Here is a 15420-nt window from a genome sequence, read left to right on the forward strand (position 1 = left end):
GCTTTCAAACGAGGATTACTTACCCCACACCATCGGCTTTTGGGCGAACCGGATCGGATACACCGGCACGCGGGCGTCACCGAGGAACTGAAAATGCAGCCAGTTGCCCGATTTGAAGCCCTGATACTGGGTTTTCAGGCTCTTGCTGAAGGTCAGCGGGCCAAAGGGCGTGGGCATATTGGTTTTGGCGAGTTCGGCAGCCACTTTGTCCTTGTCGGTGTTGCCCGCCGCATTGATGGCCGCCGACAACGACTTGAGATTGACGTAGGCCAACGGAGCAAAATACTCCTCGGTGGTATTGCCGAATTTCTTCTTATAGGCGGCCACGAATTTGCGGCTCTCGGCCTGCGGGCTGCTGGGCAACCACAGGCTCAGGCCTGCCACGTTGTCCGACAGCTTGTTTTTCTCAAATCCTACGGGCCAGCTTGGGGGCGTGCCGTACAGCAGACCCAGTTGCAGGTTTTGCTGTTTCACTTCGGTGGCGAGCGGCAGAGCGTCGGTGTCGTAGCCAATCCAGTACAAAATATCGGGTTTGGCGGCCTTGGCCTTGCTGACCAGTGGCCCGAAATTGCCGCTGCCCGTCTTGAATTTTTCGGCCATGACCACATTGAATCCGGCTTTTTTGAAGGCGGAGATGGTGGCGTCTATGCCCGCACTCCCAAAGGGGCCGTCCTCGTAGGCGATGGCGATATTTTTGGCCTTGCGCTGCGTTTTGAGAGTCTTGAAGTAGCCCAGGATGGCTTCAAAGTTGTAGTAGGCCCACGGGTGGTAATGAAAGAAATACTTGTGATCGGCAAAGGCGTCTTCGACGGGCACAGCCGCCGCGCCGATCCATGCCATAAAGGTGTTGTACTGCTTGGCCGGGCCGCTGATGGCAATGGAAGTGGCGCTGCTGACGCCGCCCACCATGAAATCCACCTTGTCCACCGTGACCAGCTTGACGAATTCCGGCACCGCTTTGGCCGGGGCGCTGCCATCGTCGCCAAATTCGAGTTCGAGGGGTTTGCCCAGCACGCCGCCCGCACGGTTGATCTCGTCGAGCGCAAGCAGGTAGCCGCTGCGGGCCGCCTGTCCAGAGACGCTGCCTGCCCCACTGAGGGGAAGCAGCACGCCGACCTTCACCGCACCCGCGCCGGACAGCGCGAGCATCAAGCCCGTCAAAAGCATCTTTTTCATGTTCGGGTGCAGTGTAGAGGGGCGGCGTCACGAATCTGTTACAGCGGCAATGGGATGAGTGCGTTTATCAAAAGGGTTGTTGATTTTTGACCGAACGGAGTGGGTGAATTTCAAGACGCAGTGGGGAGAATGGAAGCGTCAGGGGGCTTTTTCTGACGCCGTACTTCGGACAAGTGCTCCAAGGCCGTGTGGTCAAGGCTGGGCGACTGGGTTTAATTGGACTGGCTGGAGTTGAGCAGGCCAGCACAACCCAGTCGGTGTGATTGCCCCGTAACACCCAGCGTCTACCCTGAGACCTGATGCGAAACGATGAGGGTGAGGGCGGGGAAGGTGAACCGTTGGGCGGACGAGAAGCCTTCGGGGCAGTCTTGCCGCGCAGCGTTCAGCCGGACAGTGTTCAATCCGGCGTTTTGGAGTGCGCCGCCCTCGTCGCTGGAACCCCAGTTTCGGTGCGCCTAGGTTGGCAGGCCTGGGGCCAGCTGAACGCGGCGCACGACAACGCCGTGTTGGTCTGTCATTACTACACCGGTACCATGCGTGCGGCGGGCTGCTCCCCTGACGGCACACCCGGCTGGTGGTCAGCCCTGATCGGGCCGGGAAAGGCCGTAGACACCGATCAGTTTTTCGTGGTGTGCATGAACACCCTGTCGAATGTTCAGACTCACGAAGACGCCGTTATCACGACGGGGCCAGACACCCTGCACCCCGACGGCACGCCCTGGGGAGAGCGCTTTCCGGCCTGGGAGTTTGCCGACCTGCACGCCCTGCAACTGAACCTGATGCACGCCCTCGCTGTCCCGCGCTGGCACGCCGTGATCGGCCCCAGTTTCGGGGGAATGCAGGCCCTTCAGTGGGCAGCCCGAACCCCTGAATTGGCTGTGCGGGTAGCGGCGGTGGCAGCCAGTCCACAGTCAGGAGTAACACTGCGGGGCGTCTTCGGCCCTCTCATGCGTGAGGTCACGCCGACAGGTGGAATTGACGCAGCGCTGCGGCTGATCTCGTTTTTTGGCCTAGGGGCCGATGGACTGCATCACCTGTTCGGGCACACCGATTTCGATGCTTACCTTCGCAGCCGCGCCCAGACTGCCAGCCTGCCCCACATTCTGGATATCGCGCGGGTGGTTCAGACGCACCGGATGCCCGGACAAGCCCAAGACCTGTTTGCCCGCTGGCAAGAGTCCGGCCTGCGTCTGCTGACCGTAAACATCAGCGGGGATCAGTTTTTTCCGGCCGCCGAGATGCGGACATTTGCTGGGGCCAGCCACATTGCCGGGGTCGCCCACCAGCATCTCGAATATGCCTCGGCCTGCGGGCATCTGGGCTGCGTGCAAGACACCCTGCCTTTTGCCGCCGCCCTGCGCGACCTGCTCCACGATCAGGCCTCCGGGCTTGCGCCGGCGCACTCTGCCTTAGCTGATCGTGGTCAAGAGTCGGTGGCCGAGCTACTAACGAAGCGGTGGACTGATCTGGATTCCGCGCTGTAAGGGCGAAGTTGTAGCGAGTGTTGACGCCTTGACCACAAATCCGCGCCACCGGGACAAGTCGCCCTAGCCGCACACCCGCTTCTCAAGGTTGAGTCCACTTGACTGTGAACGATCACATTGTATGCTGAAGGCGTCTGTGTTTCCCCTCACCGTTCGCTTTGGGCGGGTAGTTCCACTGCTTTGGCCCATGCAGGTGTCGTCTCTCATGCCGGGTAGCTGCACGTACTGCGGCCCGAAAAGGATTTGATTCTCTTGACCCAGTTCCAATCCAGTCCCTCCGCCGTTCCCGCTCAGGCCAGCGTCGCCCTTCATACGGGGCGTACTGTCGGTGAGATCTCTCCCCTCATTTTTGGGGGATTTGCCGAGCACATGGGCCGCTGTATTTATGAGGGCATCTATGATCCCGAGTCTCCCCTGTCCGATGAGCGCGGCCTGCGCCTCGACGTGATGGCGGCCCTGCGCGAAACCAATTACCGGATCATGCGTTATCCGGGCGGCAATTTCGTGTCGGGCTACCGCTGGACAGATGGCATTGGCCCCAAGGCCGAGCGCCCGCGCCGACGTGCGCTGGCCTGGCGCTCCATAGAAACAAACCAATTCGGGCCACACGAATTTATGGAATTTGCCCGCGAACTGGGCACCGAACCGATGTGGGCCGTGAATCTCGGCACCGGCAGCATTCAAGACGCCGCCGACCTGGTGGAATACATGAATTTGCCCACAGGCACGCTTTACAGCGATCTGCGGGCCGCCAATGGACACCCTGAACCCTACGGCGTGAAGTACTGGTGCCTCGGCAACGAGATGGACGGCCCCTGGCAGATCGGGCAGATGGACGCGGCCACCTACGCCGAAAAAGCGGTGCAAGCGGCCAAGTTGATGCGCTGGATGGATCCCAGCATCAAGACCATCGCCTGCGGTTCGTCGGCCACTTCTATGGCAGGCTACCCCGATTGGGATATGACCGTGCTGAACCAAGCCTACGACCAGATCGACTATTTTTCCATGCATCACTACGCGGCCAACCCCTATCCCACCATTTCTAATACTGAAGGGTTGCCGCTGGACACCGATTCTTACCTCGCCAGCAGCATTCACTTTGCTGAACACGCCGATACGCTGGCCGCCGCGATCCGGGTCGCCAAGGCCAAAAACCACTCCAAGCGGGACGTGCACCTGTGCTGGGACGAGTGGAACGTGTGGTACCGCGCCAAAGGCGGCGACGGAGACTGGAGCGAGGCCCCGCACATTCTGGAGGAGGAATACAACCTCGAAGACGCGCTGGTGGTGGCGACATGGCTCAACACCTTCCTCAACAAGGCCGATGTGGTCAAAATCGCCTGCATCGCCCAGATCGTGAACGTGATCGCGCCGCTGATGACCCGCAGAGACGGCATGTTCCGCCAGACCATTTTTTACCCGCTGACCCTGTTCAGCACGCACGCGGCAGGCCACGCCCTCGACGCGCTGGTCCGTGCGCCCATGCGCGATACCAAGCGGTACGGCGGTGTAAGTCAACTCGACGTGTCGGCCAGCTTCGACGAGGCCACCGGGCAGGGCGCGACCTTTCTGGTCAACCGCTCTCAGACCGAGGCGCTGGAAGTGACCGTGACCTGGGAAAATGGTGCGCCGCAGGCTATTACGCAGGCGTGGCAGATGAGCGGCCCCGACCCGATGGCAGGCAACTCCTTCGATACGCCCGACGCCGTAACCGCCCAGCCTATCGCCGCGCCCGTACTGGACGGCGCTCAGGCCACATTGCTGCTGCCCCCCCTCTCGTTCACCACCCTGCTGTCTCAACATCCTCAGCCCTGAAGTGAGCGGGGTGGACTTGACAATCCTCTCCGCTTGTCCTTAAGATGTGATCGTTCACATATCCAAATAAGCTGTGTTGGCCGCGTCTGTGCGGCTCCCTTCTCATCCTGTGTGTCCGTGCGGCACACCCCTTTTGGAGGAAAGTTATGCGTTTATCTCCCTTGCTCGCCCTCGGTTTGGCTCTCACCAGCGCCGCTCACGCCCAGACCAACGTGGTTTTCTGGGACTTTTTCGCTGGCGGCGACGGTGCCCGCATGAAGCAGATCGTGGATAATTTCAACGCTTCCCAAACCGCCATCAAGGTGCAGCGCACGACCCAGACGTGGGGCAACCCGTTTTACACCAAAGTGCATACGGCGGTCATTGCCGGACAGACGCCCGACTTGATGACCTACCACCTGTCGGCCACGCCCGCCGGACTCCAGAGAAAAGATTTGCGGGCGTTCAGCACGGCTGATTTGGCCCTAGGCGGACTCAAGAGTACGGATTTTCAAGCCAACCTGGTGGCTACCCTAAACACCGATGCCAAAAACGCCGGCACGACAGGGCTATACGGGCTTCCCCTCGATACCCATACCTTCGTGGTTTATTTCAACAAAGACGTGCTGAAAAAAGCGGGGGTGTTGGGCGCAAACGGCAAGCTGCTGCCCATGAAAAGCGTGGCCGACCTGACCAAAACGCTACAGACCATCAAGACCAAAACCGGCGTAACGCCGCTCGCCCTCAGCAGCAACCAGGATTCAGCGTCGGTTTGGCGTCTGTGGTACAGCCTCTTCCTTCAGCAGGGCGGCACACTGGTCAAAGACGGCAAACTCTCGCTCACCGACCTCGATACCAAAGGCCGCGCCGCGCTGCAAATCATGGCCGACTGGAGCAAAGACGGCCTGATCACCAAAAACGTGACTTACCCGGCGGGCGTTGCACTCTTTACCGCCGGACGAGCCGCCATGATGCTCAACGGCAACTGGGAAGTGCCCACGATGGTCGACGCCAAAGCCAAAAATCAGTTGAAATTCGACTACGGCATCATGAGTTTCCCCGCCCTGTACGGCACCAATCCCAGCACGTGGGCCGACTCTCATCTGCTGGCTATTCCCAACAACGCCAAAACGGTCATGACGCCTGAAAAACTAAAAGCAGTGATGACGTTCATCGCCTACGTGAACAAGCAAGGCGGCAACACCTGGGCGGGCGGCGGCCACATTCCCTCGTACCTGCCCACGCAGGCCAGCGCGGCCTACAAAGGCATGCAGCCCAACACCCAGTACTCGGCCACCTCTGCCAAAGCGGCCCGTTTGGAACCCACCAACGCCATCTTCGGTGTGGGTGGCCCCGTGTATGACGCAGTCGGCGTGAACTTTACGCCCGTGCTGCTGGGCCAAGCGACTGCCCAACAAGGCATCGCCAAGCTCAAAACCGCCCTGCAAAACTTTGCGAAGTAAGCGGTCTAATTCGGGCACCACTACGAAGCAGAGCTAGAAGCACAACCTCTGAGAAAGCAGACGGATTCCGCAGAATGCACGTGTAGAGGAACGGAGTCCGTCTCAGGGGTTCAGAACAGCGGGATACAGCAACGCACGCCCCGCCTGCACACGCACGGCGGGGCATGCCTTTGTTACAGATCCCCAGCTTGAGATGTCCGGCGACCCGGAGGTTTAGCCTATGACCAGTTCTCCCGCCCCTGCCCCGGCTGCCGTGCCGGGACGCGCCGCGCAACTTCGCCAGCGGTATCTCACGGCGGCGTTGCTGGTGGTGCCGTTTTTGGCGCTGTACGTGTTGTTCCTGATCTATCCCACCTTCCGCGTGCTGCAACTGAGCTTTACCAACGCCGACCTCACGGGCAACGGCTCTTACGTGGGCCTGCAAAACTACGTGCGGCTGTTCGGAGAACCCACCTTCTGGACGGCGCTGCTGAATACCCTGCTGTTTATTGCGCTGACCGCCGTGCCCAATACCCTGATCGGGCTGGGGCTGGCGCTACTGATCTTGAGGCTGAACCGCCTGAAAAATGTGGTGCTGGCCGCGTTTTTCTTGCCGTATGTGCTGCCCGTCAGCGTGGTCACCAACGTCTGGAACTGGGTGCTGGATTCCAACTTCGGCCTGTTCAATTTCCTCACGGGCAGCACCGTCACCTGGTTTCAAGACCCGGTATGGGCGTTGCCCTCGGTGGCCTTCGTGACGATCTGGTGGACGGTAGGCTTCAATATCCTGCTGTTCATTGCCGGGCTACGCAACATCTCACCCGAAATCTATGAGGCGGCGGCGCTGGACGGTGCGGCGGGCTGGCGGCTGTTCCGGTCTATTACGTGGCCCAACCTGTGGCCCGTGACCAGCCTGATTTTGCTGCTGCAACTGATCGCCCAATTCAAGATCTTCGACCAGATTTACCTGCTGACTCAGGGCGGCCCATTCGATAAAACGCTGGTGCTGCTGCTCTACGCTTACCGCGAAGGCTTTCAGCAACAGCGGGGCGGCTATTCGTCCACCATCGGCGTCGTGCTGATGGCCGTGATCTTGCTGGTGTCGGTCATTCAACTGCGCCTGCTCAACCGGGGGGAAAAATCATGACCAGTAGCCCGCCGCTTTCTCCCGCTGTTCCGGTGGTACGCCCGGCCCCCTCGCTGCGCCGCCGCCTCTCGCATCTGCCCGGCGCGGTGGTCACGTTCCTGACGCTGCTGCTGGCTGGTGCATGGGTCTTTCCGCTGTACTGGGCCTTCGTCACCTCGCTCAAGCCTGAAAACGACACCGTGGCGCTGCCGCCGACGCTGTGGCCTACCACCATAGATTTCAGCGCCTACACCTATATTTTTGAAAACAGTCCAGTGGTGCGCTGGTACCTCAACAGCGTCGTCAGTTCGCTGATCATTACGGTGCTGGTGCTGCTGCTGTCCATGCTGTGCGCCTACGCGCTGTCGCAGATCAACTTCCGGGGGCGGCGCTGGCTGTACTGGCTGATTCTGGCCGGATTCATGATTCCGTTTCAGGCCAGCCTGATTCCGCTGTTCATCCTGGTGAACAAGCTGGGGCTGGTCAACGACTCGTTGGGACTGATCCTGCCGCAATTGGCCGCCCCAGTCGCGGTGGTGATCTACAAGCAGTTTTTTGACCAGATCCCCGGAGAACTGGGCGACGCGGCCCGCATCGACGGAGCCAGTGAAGCGAGAGTCCTGTTCAGTATTTTCTTGCCCCTGAACTGGAGCATCACCTTTTCGCTGGCTATCGTCACCTTTATTGCCGCCTGGAACAACTTCCTGTGGCCGTTTATCGTCATGAACGACACCGCTAAACTGACCATTCCGGTGGGTATCACGCAGGTGCAGTCGGCCTACGGTGTGGCCTACGCCAAAACAATGGCGACCGCCGTTACTGCCGCCGTGCCCACCATTTTCGCCTACCTGATCTTTCAGCGCCGCGTAACCGAAGGCGTGATGGCGACGGCGGGCCTGAAAGGCTAGAGCAGCAGCGGGCGCGGCTGACCTCTGAGCCGCGCCACACGTTATCCGCCAGCATTCCATGAGTTCGTGAACGTTCACATCTTCCCCAGTCCTATCCCCTCAAGGAGCCCGTTATGGCCGCACTTCCCCTCTACACCATCGGCATCGATTACGGCACCGAGTCGGGCCGCGCCGCCGTTATCCGTACCAGCGACGGCTTTGCACTGGCCGAAGCGGTTACGCCCTACGCGCACGGGGTCATGGATCGCCGCCTCCCCGACGGCACGCCCCTGGGCCGCGAGTGGGCGCTGCAACACCCGCAAGATTATCTGGACGTGCTTCAGCAGGCCGTTCCCGCTGCGCTGGCCGCTTCCGGTATCTCGCCTGATCAGGTGGTCGGGATCGGTATTGATTTCACGGCCTGCACGGTGTTGCCGACCCAGCGTGACGGCACGCCGCTGTGCTTCCTGCCCGAATACGCGGGCCGCCCGCACGCCTGGGTCAAGCTCTGGAAACATCACGCCGCGCAGCCGCAGGCCGACCGCATCAATGCGCTGGCTGAAGCACGAAACGAACCCTGGCTGGCCCGCTACGGCGGCAAGATCAGCAGCGAATGGCTGTTTGCCAAAGCCTTACAGGTGTTGGAAGAAGACCCGGACGTTTATGCCCACGCGGGGCGGTTTATCGAGGCCGCCGACTGGGTGATCTGGCAACTGACGGGCGTGGAAACCCGCAACGCCTGCACCGCTGGTTACAAGGCGATGGTTCAGGGCGGCGAGTACCCACCCGCCGACTATTTCGCCGCGCTGAATCCGGCCTTTGCCGATGTAGTGAACGAAAAACTGAGCCGCGACCTGAGTCCACTGGGCGGCCTGGCCGGACACCTGACCGAGCAGGCCGCCCAGTGGACAGGCCTCTTGCCCGGAACCGCCGTCGCGGTGGCGAATGTGGACGCTCACGTGACTGCCCCCGCAGCGGGGGTGACCGGGCCGGGGCAACTGGTAGCGATCATGGGCACGAGTACCTGCCATGTGCTGATCAGTGAAACGCTGGCCGACGTACCGGGCATGTGCGGCGTCGTGGACGGCGGCATCGTGCCCGGCCAGTACGGTTACGAGGCGGGCCAAAGTGGGGTGGGCGACATTTTTGCGTGGCTGGTGAAGCATCTGGTGCCGCCCGAATACGTTGACCGGGCGCGGGAAGCGGGAGTCTCGCTGCATAGCATTTTGGAGCAGGACGCCGCGCAGCAGCGCCCCGGCGAACACGGCCTGATGGCGCTGGATTGGTGGAACGGCAACCGCAGCGTACTGGTTGATGCCAACCTCAGCGGAGTGATCGTGGGCCTGACGCTCGCCACCCGCGCCCCCGACATTTACCGCGCCCTGATCGAGGCCACCGCCTACGGCACGCGGATCATCATTGAGAATTTTGAAGCCAGCGGCGTGCCCGTGCATGAACTGGTGATCGCAGGCGGCCTGAAGAAAAACCGCATGCTGATGCAGATCTATGCCGATGTCACCGGGCGGCCCCTGAGCGTACTGGACGTGGAGCAAGGCCCAGCGTTGGGAAGTGCCATGCACGCCGCCGTTGCCGCTGGGGTGTATCCCGATATTGGGGCCGCCGCCGCCGTGATGGGCCGGGTGCAGCGCGGCGTGTACACCCCCAATCCCAACCATCAAGCCGTATACGACAGGTTATATGCCGAGTACCTGACCCTGCACGACTACTTTGGACGCGGCCTGAACGACGTCATGAAGCGCCTGAAACAACTGGCTGGGGAAGCTGTCCCGCCCGCCTCTGCCCCCGACACCGTCTCTGCCGCACCCCTAGAGGTGGCCCGGTGACGCGGCCCGGTTCGCTCCAGACCGTGCGGGAAGACCTGACCCGTCTGCATCTGGAACTCCCCAAAAACGGCCTGGTAACGTGGACAAGCGGCAATATCAGTGCGCGGGTGTCGGGCGGAATGCTGATCAAGCCCAGCGGCGTCACGTTCGAAGACTTGAAGCCAGAGCAGATGGTGCACACCGATCTAGACGCCCAAATTCTGGAAACGCACAGCCTCAGCCCCAGCAGCGATACCGCCACCCACGCTTACATCTACCGCCACCTGCCCGATGTGGGCGGCATCGTGCATACCCACAGCCCGTATGCCACCGCCTGGGCCGCCAACGCCCGCGAGATTCCCTGCTTCCTGACCGCGATGGCCGACGAGTTCGGCGGGCCGATTCCCTGCGGCGGATTCGCGCCCATCGGCGGCGAGGAAATCGGCGCGGAGGTCGTGCGGGTGCTGCGCGGCCACCGTTCGCCCGCCATCATCTTGCAAAATCACGGGGTCTTTACGGTAGGAAAGACGCCGCAGGCCGCCCTCAAAGCCGCCGTGATGTGCGAAGACGTGGCGAGGACAGCGTTTTTAGCGACGCAACTCGGCAACCCTGTTCCCCTTGACCCCGCCGACATAGACCGCCTCTACACCCGCTATACCACCGTGTATGGTCAGCGGGCCGCCTCAACCGGAGAACCCACGCCTTGAAACACCTCGACACTCCCAAACTCTGGTTCGTCTGCGGCTCACAGCATTTGTACGGCCCCGAAGTGATTCAGCAGGTGGCGGCTCACGCCCAGACCATCGCTGAGGCGCTGGACGCCGCGCCTGCCCTCCCGTTGCCCCTGATTTCCAAGGGCGTGCTGACCACGCCGGACGAGATTCGCGCCCTGTGCTTGCAGGCCAACGCCGACCCCACCTGCGCCGGATTGGTGCTGTGGATGCACACCTTTAGCCCCGCCAAAATGTGGATTGGCGGCCTGAGCAGCCTCAGCAAACCCTTCGTGCACCTGCACACCCAGTTCGAGCGAGACCTGCCCTGGGACAGCATCGACATGGATTACATGAACCTGAACCAGTCGGCGCACGGTGACCGCGAGGCCGGATTCCTGCATACCCGCATGCGGCTGGAACGCAAAGTCGTGGTGGGCCACTGGAGCGACCCCGAAGTGCAGACCCGTTTGGGCGTGTGGGCGCGGGCAGCCTGGGCCTGGAACGACTGGCAGGGCGCGAAATTCGTGCGCTTTGGCGACAATATGCGTCAGGTGGCCGTGACCGAGGGCGACAAGGTCAGTGCCGAACTGCGCTTCGGCTTCAGCGTGAATACCCACGCGGTGGGCGACCTCGTGGAGCGTGTGAATGCTGTGACCGAGGCCGAGATAGACGCCCTGATTCAGACCTATGGGGTTGAATACGACGTGGCCCCCGAATTGCAACCGGGCGGCGAGCGGCACAGTTCCCTGCGCGACGGCGCACGCATTGAGGCCGGAATGCGGGCCTTCTTGGAAGAGGGCGCCTACCGGGGCTTCACCGATACGTTTGAAGACCTGCACGGCCTGAAGCAGTTGCCGGGCCTCGCCACCCAACGCCTGATGGCCGAGGGCTACGGCTTTGGCGGAGAGGGCGACTGGAAAACGTCAGCCTTGGTTCGCGCCATGAAAGTGATGGCCCACGATTTGCCGGGTGGCACGTCGTTTATGGAGGATTACACCTACCACCTCGCACCGGGTCAGCATCAGGTGCTCGGTTCGCACATGCTGGAAATCTGCCCCAGTATCGCGGCGGCGCGGCCCCGGCTGGAAGTGCATGCCCTCGGCATCGGCGGCAAAGACGACCCGGTACGCCTGGTGTTCGACGCCGAGTTGGGCGCGGCCATCAACGTGTCGTTGATCGACCTTGGGAGCCGCTTCCGGGTGATCGTGAACGAGGTGGAATCGGTGGAACATCCGGGGCTGCCCAAATTGCCAGTAGCGCGGGCCGTCTGGGAATGCAAACCCGATTTCAAAACCGCCTGCGCCGCGTGGATCTATGCGGGCGGAGCGCACCACACGGGCTACAGCACCGCCGTGACCACCGAACACATCGAGGACTTTGCGGCCATCGCAGGCGTCGAACTGGCGGTGATTGACGGGGGAACCGGGCTGCGCGACTTCCGACAGAATTTGCGCCTGAACGACCTGTATTACGTGCTGGCGCAGGGGTTGAGAGTATGAGCGGGAAGGCATGAAAGGCCGAATGGGTTTCTTGGGTCTCACGGCACTGCTGGGCGGAGCGTTGGCCTGCACAGCTTTAGCACTGGGCGGCGGCTTACCAGATGTGCAACCCACCCTGCGCGGCGACCTGAATATTCACGACCCGACGGTGCTGCGTCTGCCGGGCGGCTACGTGGCGATGGGCACCGGCTACGAGGGCATCGACGCGGGAACACTGCGCCTGAAAACTTCGGCGGATGGCGTGACCTGGGCCGACGCCGGACACCTGGGCAATACCCAGCCCGCCTGGGTCGCTAAGGTGCTGGGCGAAACCCCGCCCAACCTGTGGGCACCCAGCCTGTACCAGCGGGGCAGCGTCACCTACCTCTACTATTCCGCGTCTACCTTTGGGAAAAACACCAGCGGCATTGGCCTGATGACCCACGCCAAACTTGACCCTAAGCGCCCCAGCGTGGGCTGGGTCGACCGGGGCCTGGTGCTGTCCAGCAAAGCCGGAGACTCCTTCAATGCCATCGATCCGGCCCGCCTCGATACTGCCGATGGGCGGGCGTGGCTGGCCTACGGCTCGTGGTGGGACGGCATTCGCCTGCGCGAACTCGACCCGGTCGGCGGGCTGGTCAAACCCGGCACATCCGAAATCCGGCTGGCTTCCCGTGGGGGCCGGGCCATAGAAGCCCCCAGTTTGGTGCAGCACGGCGGCTACACCTACCTGTTCGTGTCGTTTGACCGCTGCTGCGCGGGCCTGAGTAGCACTTACCAGATCATGGTGGGCCGCTCGCGCAGTGTGACTGGGCCGTACCTAGACCGCGCCGGACGCTCCCTGTTGGAAGGCGGCGGCACAGAAATACAGGCCAGCAAGGGCCGGTTTGTTGGGCCGGGCGGTCAAGAAATGTTCCGCACGGCAAGGGGCGACGCGTTGGCCTACCACTTTTACGACGGAGATCAGGGCGGCACGCCCATTCTGCAAACCTCGCCCATCGTGTGGGGCGCAGACGGCTGGCCCACGCTGCCCGCCCTGCCCCTGGGAGAAACACCATGACCCACCTGAACCTGACCGAGACTCCACCCAAGGCCCATGACGCCGCCGTGCTGACCGCCCCCGGCACCTTTGCCTTCGTGCAGCGCGAGCTTGCCGCACCAGCCCCCGGAGAAGTCACTGTGCGAGTGCGCGCTGTGGGGGTATGCGGCTCTGACATTCACATGTACCAGGATGGGCGGATTGGCACCACCGAAATTCTGTCGCCGCTGGTGCTGGGGCACGAATTTATGGGCGAAATCGTGGCTGCACCGCAAGGCAGCACGGACGGAGAAGGGCGGCCTCTGCACCCCGGAATGCGCGTGGCGGTGGAACCCCATGTGGCCTGCGGGCACTGCCGCGCCTGCCTGGAAGGTCATCCCAACCTCTGCCCCGATCACACGTTTATGGGCGTGTTTCCGCGTGACGGAGCGCTGCAAACCTTTTTGAACGTGCCTGCCCACAACACTTTTGCCCTACCAGACCAGATCACTGATGTGGGCGGCGCGATGCTGGAACCGTTGGGCGTGGCCCTGCACGCGCTGAGGCTGGGGCACGTGCGGGTGGGCGACCGGGCAGCGGTGGTGGGCGCCGGGCCGATTGGCCTGCTGCTGGTGGCCCTCCTGCGCCTGAACGGAGTCACGGCCCTGCATGTGACCGAGCCGCTGGCGTGGCGGCGTGAGTTGGCCGCGCAACTGGGCGCGAGCAGCACCGCCGCCGGGTTTTCTGCCCCGCACGACAGCCTGTATGACGTGGTGTTCGAGGCCGCCTGGGCCGACGCCTCGGTGCAGGACGCGGCGCTACTGGCCCGGCCCGGTGCGCGGGTGGTGCTGGTGGGCATTCCCGGCGACGACCAGATGACCGTGCAGCATTCATTGGCCCGCCGCAAAGGGTTATCCCTCATCTTTGCGCGGCGCATGGCCCACACCTATCCGGCAGCCATCGCGTTGGTCTCAGGCGGGTTGCTGGACGTCGATCAATTGGTCAGCGACGTGTATCCGCTGGCCGAAGTAGAGCGGGCTTTCCAGCGGCACGTACAGTATGAACCGGGCGTCATCAAGGTAATGGTGACGGTCTAACTGGGACGATGTGGGTCTGGACAGGCGGCAGGGGCAACAGATGACGGCCTCAAGCTGAAGGTTATCTGTCTGACCTCCCAACTTCTTCGCGACATCCCCTCTGATAGATTGCCGCGTATGGCTGCCGCGCTCCACCTTGTTTCACCTGTTTTGAACCCACAAGGCAATCATGTCTAAAACCAGTACCACCGCCGTGACCATCCATGATGTCGCCCGCCATTCCGGCGTGTCTTATCAAACGGTATCGCGGGTCGTGAACAACCACGTCAGTGTGGCCGCCACCACCCGCGAACGTGTGCTGCAGGCCATTCAGGAGCTGAATTACCGCCCCAGCCTGCTCGCCAAAAGCTTGGTCAGTAAGAGGTCGGGGCTGTTGGGCGTGGTGGCCTACGGCACCGACCAGTACGGACCGTCGCAGGTGGTTCAGAACGTAGAACGCTGCGCCCGCAAACACGGCTACGAAGTCATTCTGGTTACGCTGCGTGAATTCAAGGAAGCCGAGATGCTGAACGCAGTGGGCCGGTTGCAACAATTTGGCGTCGACGGCGTGGTGTTGCTGGCTCCCTACGACGCCCACGACATTGTGCGTGGCCTGGGCAGTCAGGTGCCGTTTATTCTGGTCGACGCCACCGCTGATGTCGACGGCACCACCGTCAGCATCGATCAGGTCGAGGGGGCCGTGATCGCCACCGAACACCTGATCGGCCTCGGTCACCGCGATATTCTGCACATCAGCGGCCCGCGTGAGTGGAGCGACGCCGAGTTGCGGCATCAGGGCTACGTGCAGACTCTAGAGCGCCACGGCTTAGGTGTTTTGCCCCGGCACGAGGGTGACTGGAGTCCGGGCAGCGGATTTGCGGCCACGCGGCGGGCGCTCGACGCCGGAATATCGTTCAGTGCGGTGCTGGCAGGCAACGACCAGATGGCCCTCGGTGTACTGACGGCGCTCAAGGGTGCGGGCCTGAATGTCCCAGCTGACGTGTCGGTGGTGGGCTTCGACGATACCCCCGAAGCGGCCTTTTACGACCCGCCCCTGACCACGGTCGTGCAAGATTTTGGCCTGCTGGGACGCAAGAGTTTGGACGAACTGCTGCGCCTGATCGAGCAGCCCACCGCACACAGCCGCCACGTCGTGTTCCAGCCGCAACTGATCTTGAGGGGAAGTACGGCACGCCGGCCTGATCCAGAAACGCACTAAGACTTTTTGGCACGGAAAACGAAGTTGCAATGAAACGCCAACGCTTCTTTATCAGGTTGCCCCTCTCCGCTGGCTACTTGGACTCCAGATAATGCCGTGACAGCATTGGGAGTGCCGCCTGTACGGCCCCGAACCGGAGTCCGTATCATACGGACTTGCTTTGATTTCCGAACATCTGCAAAGG

At 62.1% G+C, this 15420-nt stretch carries 12 protein-coding genes; 11 read left to right on the plus strand and 1 reads right to left on the minus strand.

The features are described 5' to 3' along the window. Positions 1–15: 15 nt before the first annotated feature. Positions 16–1176, minus strand: coding sequence for an ABC transporter substrate-binding protein (locus M1R55_RS16550; protein WP_249394658.1), 1161 nt, complete (start codon positions 1174–1176; stop codon positions 16–18). Positions 1177–1475: 299 nt separating this feature from the next. On the opposite strand from M1R55_RS16550, the gene M1R55_RS16555 reads away from it, so the two are divergent. The 11 genes from M1R55_RS16555 (at position 1476) to M1R55_RS16605 (ending at position 15236) form a co-directional block, all read left to right on the plus strand. Continuing rightward, positions 1476–2660 carry an alpha/beta fold hydrolase gene (locus tag M1R55_RS16555; protein ID WP_249394659.1) on the plus strand — a complete coding sequence of 395 codons (1185 nt, stop codon included), beginning with the start codon at positions 1476–1478 and terminating at the stop codon, positions 2658–2660. A 252-nt stretch (positions 2661–2912) separates the two neighbouring features. Next, on the plus strand, positions 2913–4475 hold the full coding sequence (locus tag M1R55_RS16560) for an alpha-N-arabinofuranosidase (RefSeq protein ID WP_249394660.1): 1563 nt from the start codon (positions 2913–2915) through the stop codon (positions 4473–4475). A 146-nt stretch (positions 4476–4621) separates the two neighbouring features. Then, entirely contained in the window at positions 4622–5917 is a 1296-nt protein-coding gene (locus M1R55_RS16565) for an extracellular solute-binding protein (RefSeq protein ID WP_249394661.1), read from the plus strand. A 220-nt stretch (positions 5918–6137) separates the two neighbouring features. Then, a complete protein-coding gene (locus M1R55_RS16570; protein ID WP_249394662.1) occupies positions 6138–7043 on the plus strand; it encodes a carbohydrate ABC transporter permease in 906 nt (301 codons plus the stop codon). Beyond that, entirely contained in the window at positions 7040–7930 is an 891-nt protein-coding gene (locus tag M1R55_RS16575; RefSeq protein WP_249394663.1) for a carbohydrate ABC transporter permease, read from the plus strand. Before M1R55_RS16570 ends, M1R55_RS16575 begins: the two co-directional genes overlap by 4 nt. A 113-nt stretch (positions 7931–8043) precedes the next feature. Further along, on the plus strand, positions 8044–9753 hold the full coding sequence (locus M1R55_RS16580) for a ribulokinase (protein ID WP_249394664.1): 1710 nt from the start codon (positions 8044–8046) through the stop codon (positions 9751–9753). After that, the gene (locus M1R55_RS16585; protein ID WP_249394665.1) at positions 9750–10439 is read left to right on the plus strand and encodes an L-ribulose-5-phosphate 4-epimerase; all 690 of its coding nucleotides are present in this window, start codon (positions 9750–9752) and stop codon (positions 10437–10439) included. Before M1R55_RS16580 ends, M1R55_RS16585 begins: the two co-directional genes overlap by 4 nt. Beyond that, complete coding sequence (gene araA / locus M1R55_RS16590; RefSeq protein WP_249394666.1) at positions 10436–11944, plus strand: L-arabinose isomerase; 1509 nt, start codon at positions 10436–10438, stop codon at positions 11942–11944. Before M1R55_RS16585 ends, araA begins: the two co-directional genes overlap by 4 nt. A gap of 10 nt (positions 11945–11954) precedes the next feature. Continuing rightward, positions 11955–12983 (plus strand): arabinan endo-1,5-alpha-L-arabinosidase, encoded by a 1029-nt coding sequence (locus tag M1R55_RS16595; protein ID WP_249394667.1) that lies wholly within the window; start codon positions 11955–11957, stop codon positions 12981–12983. Next, positions 12980–14038: an alcohol dehydrogenase catalytic domain-containing protein gene (locus M1R55_RS16600; protein WP_249394668.1), complete on the plus strand. Its 1059-nt coding sequence runs from the start codon at positions 12980–12982 to the stop codon at positions 14036–14038. Before M1R55_RS16595 ends, M1R55_RS16600 begins: the two co-directional genes overlap by 4 nt. A gap of 169 nt (positions 14039–14207) precedes the next feature. Further along, positions 14208–15236 carry a LacI family DNA-binding transcriptional regulator gene (locus M1R55_RS16605; protein ID WP_249394669.1) on the plus strand — a complete coding sequence of 343 codons (1029 nt, stop codon included), beginning with the start codon at positions 14208–14210 and terminating at the stop codon, positions 15234–15236. Positions 15237–15420: the final 184 nt, after the last annotated feature.

The sequence above is a fragment of the Deinococcus sp. QL22 genome (genome assembly GCF_023370075.1).
In the GTDB taxonomy this organism is placed as follows: Bacteria; Deinococcota; Deinococci; order Deinococcales; family Deinococcaceae; genus Deinococcus.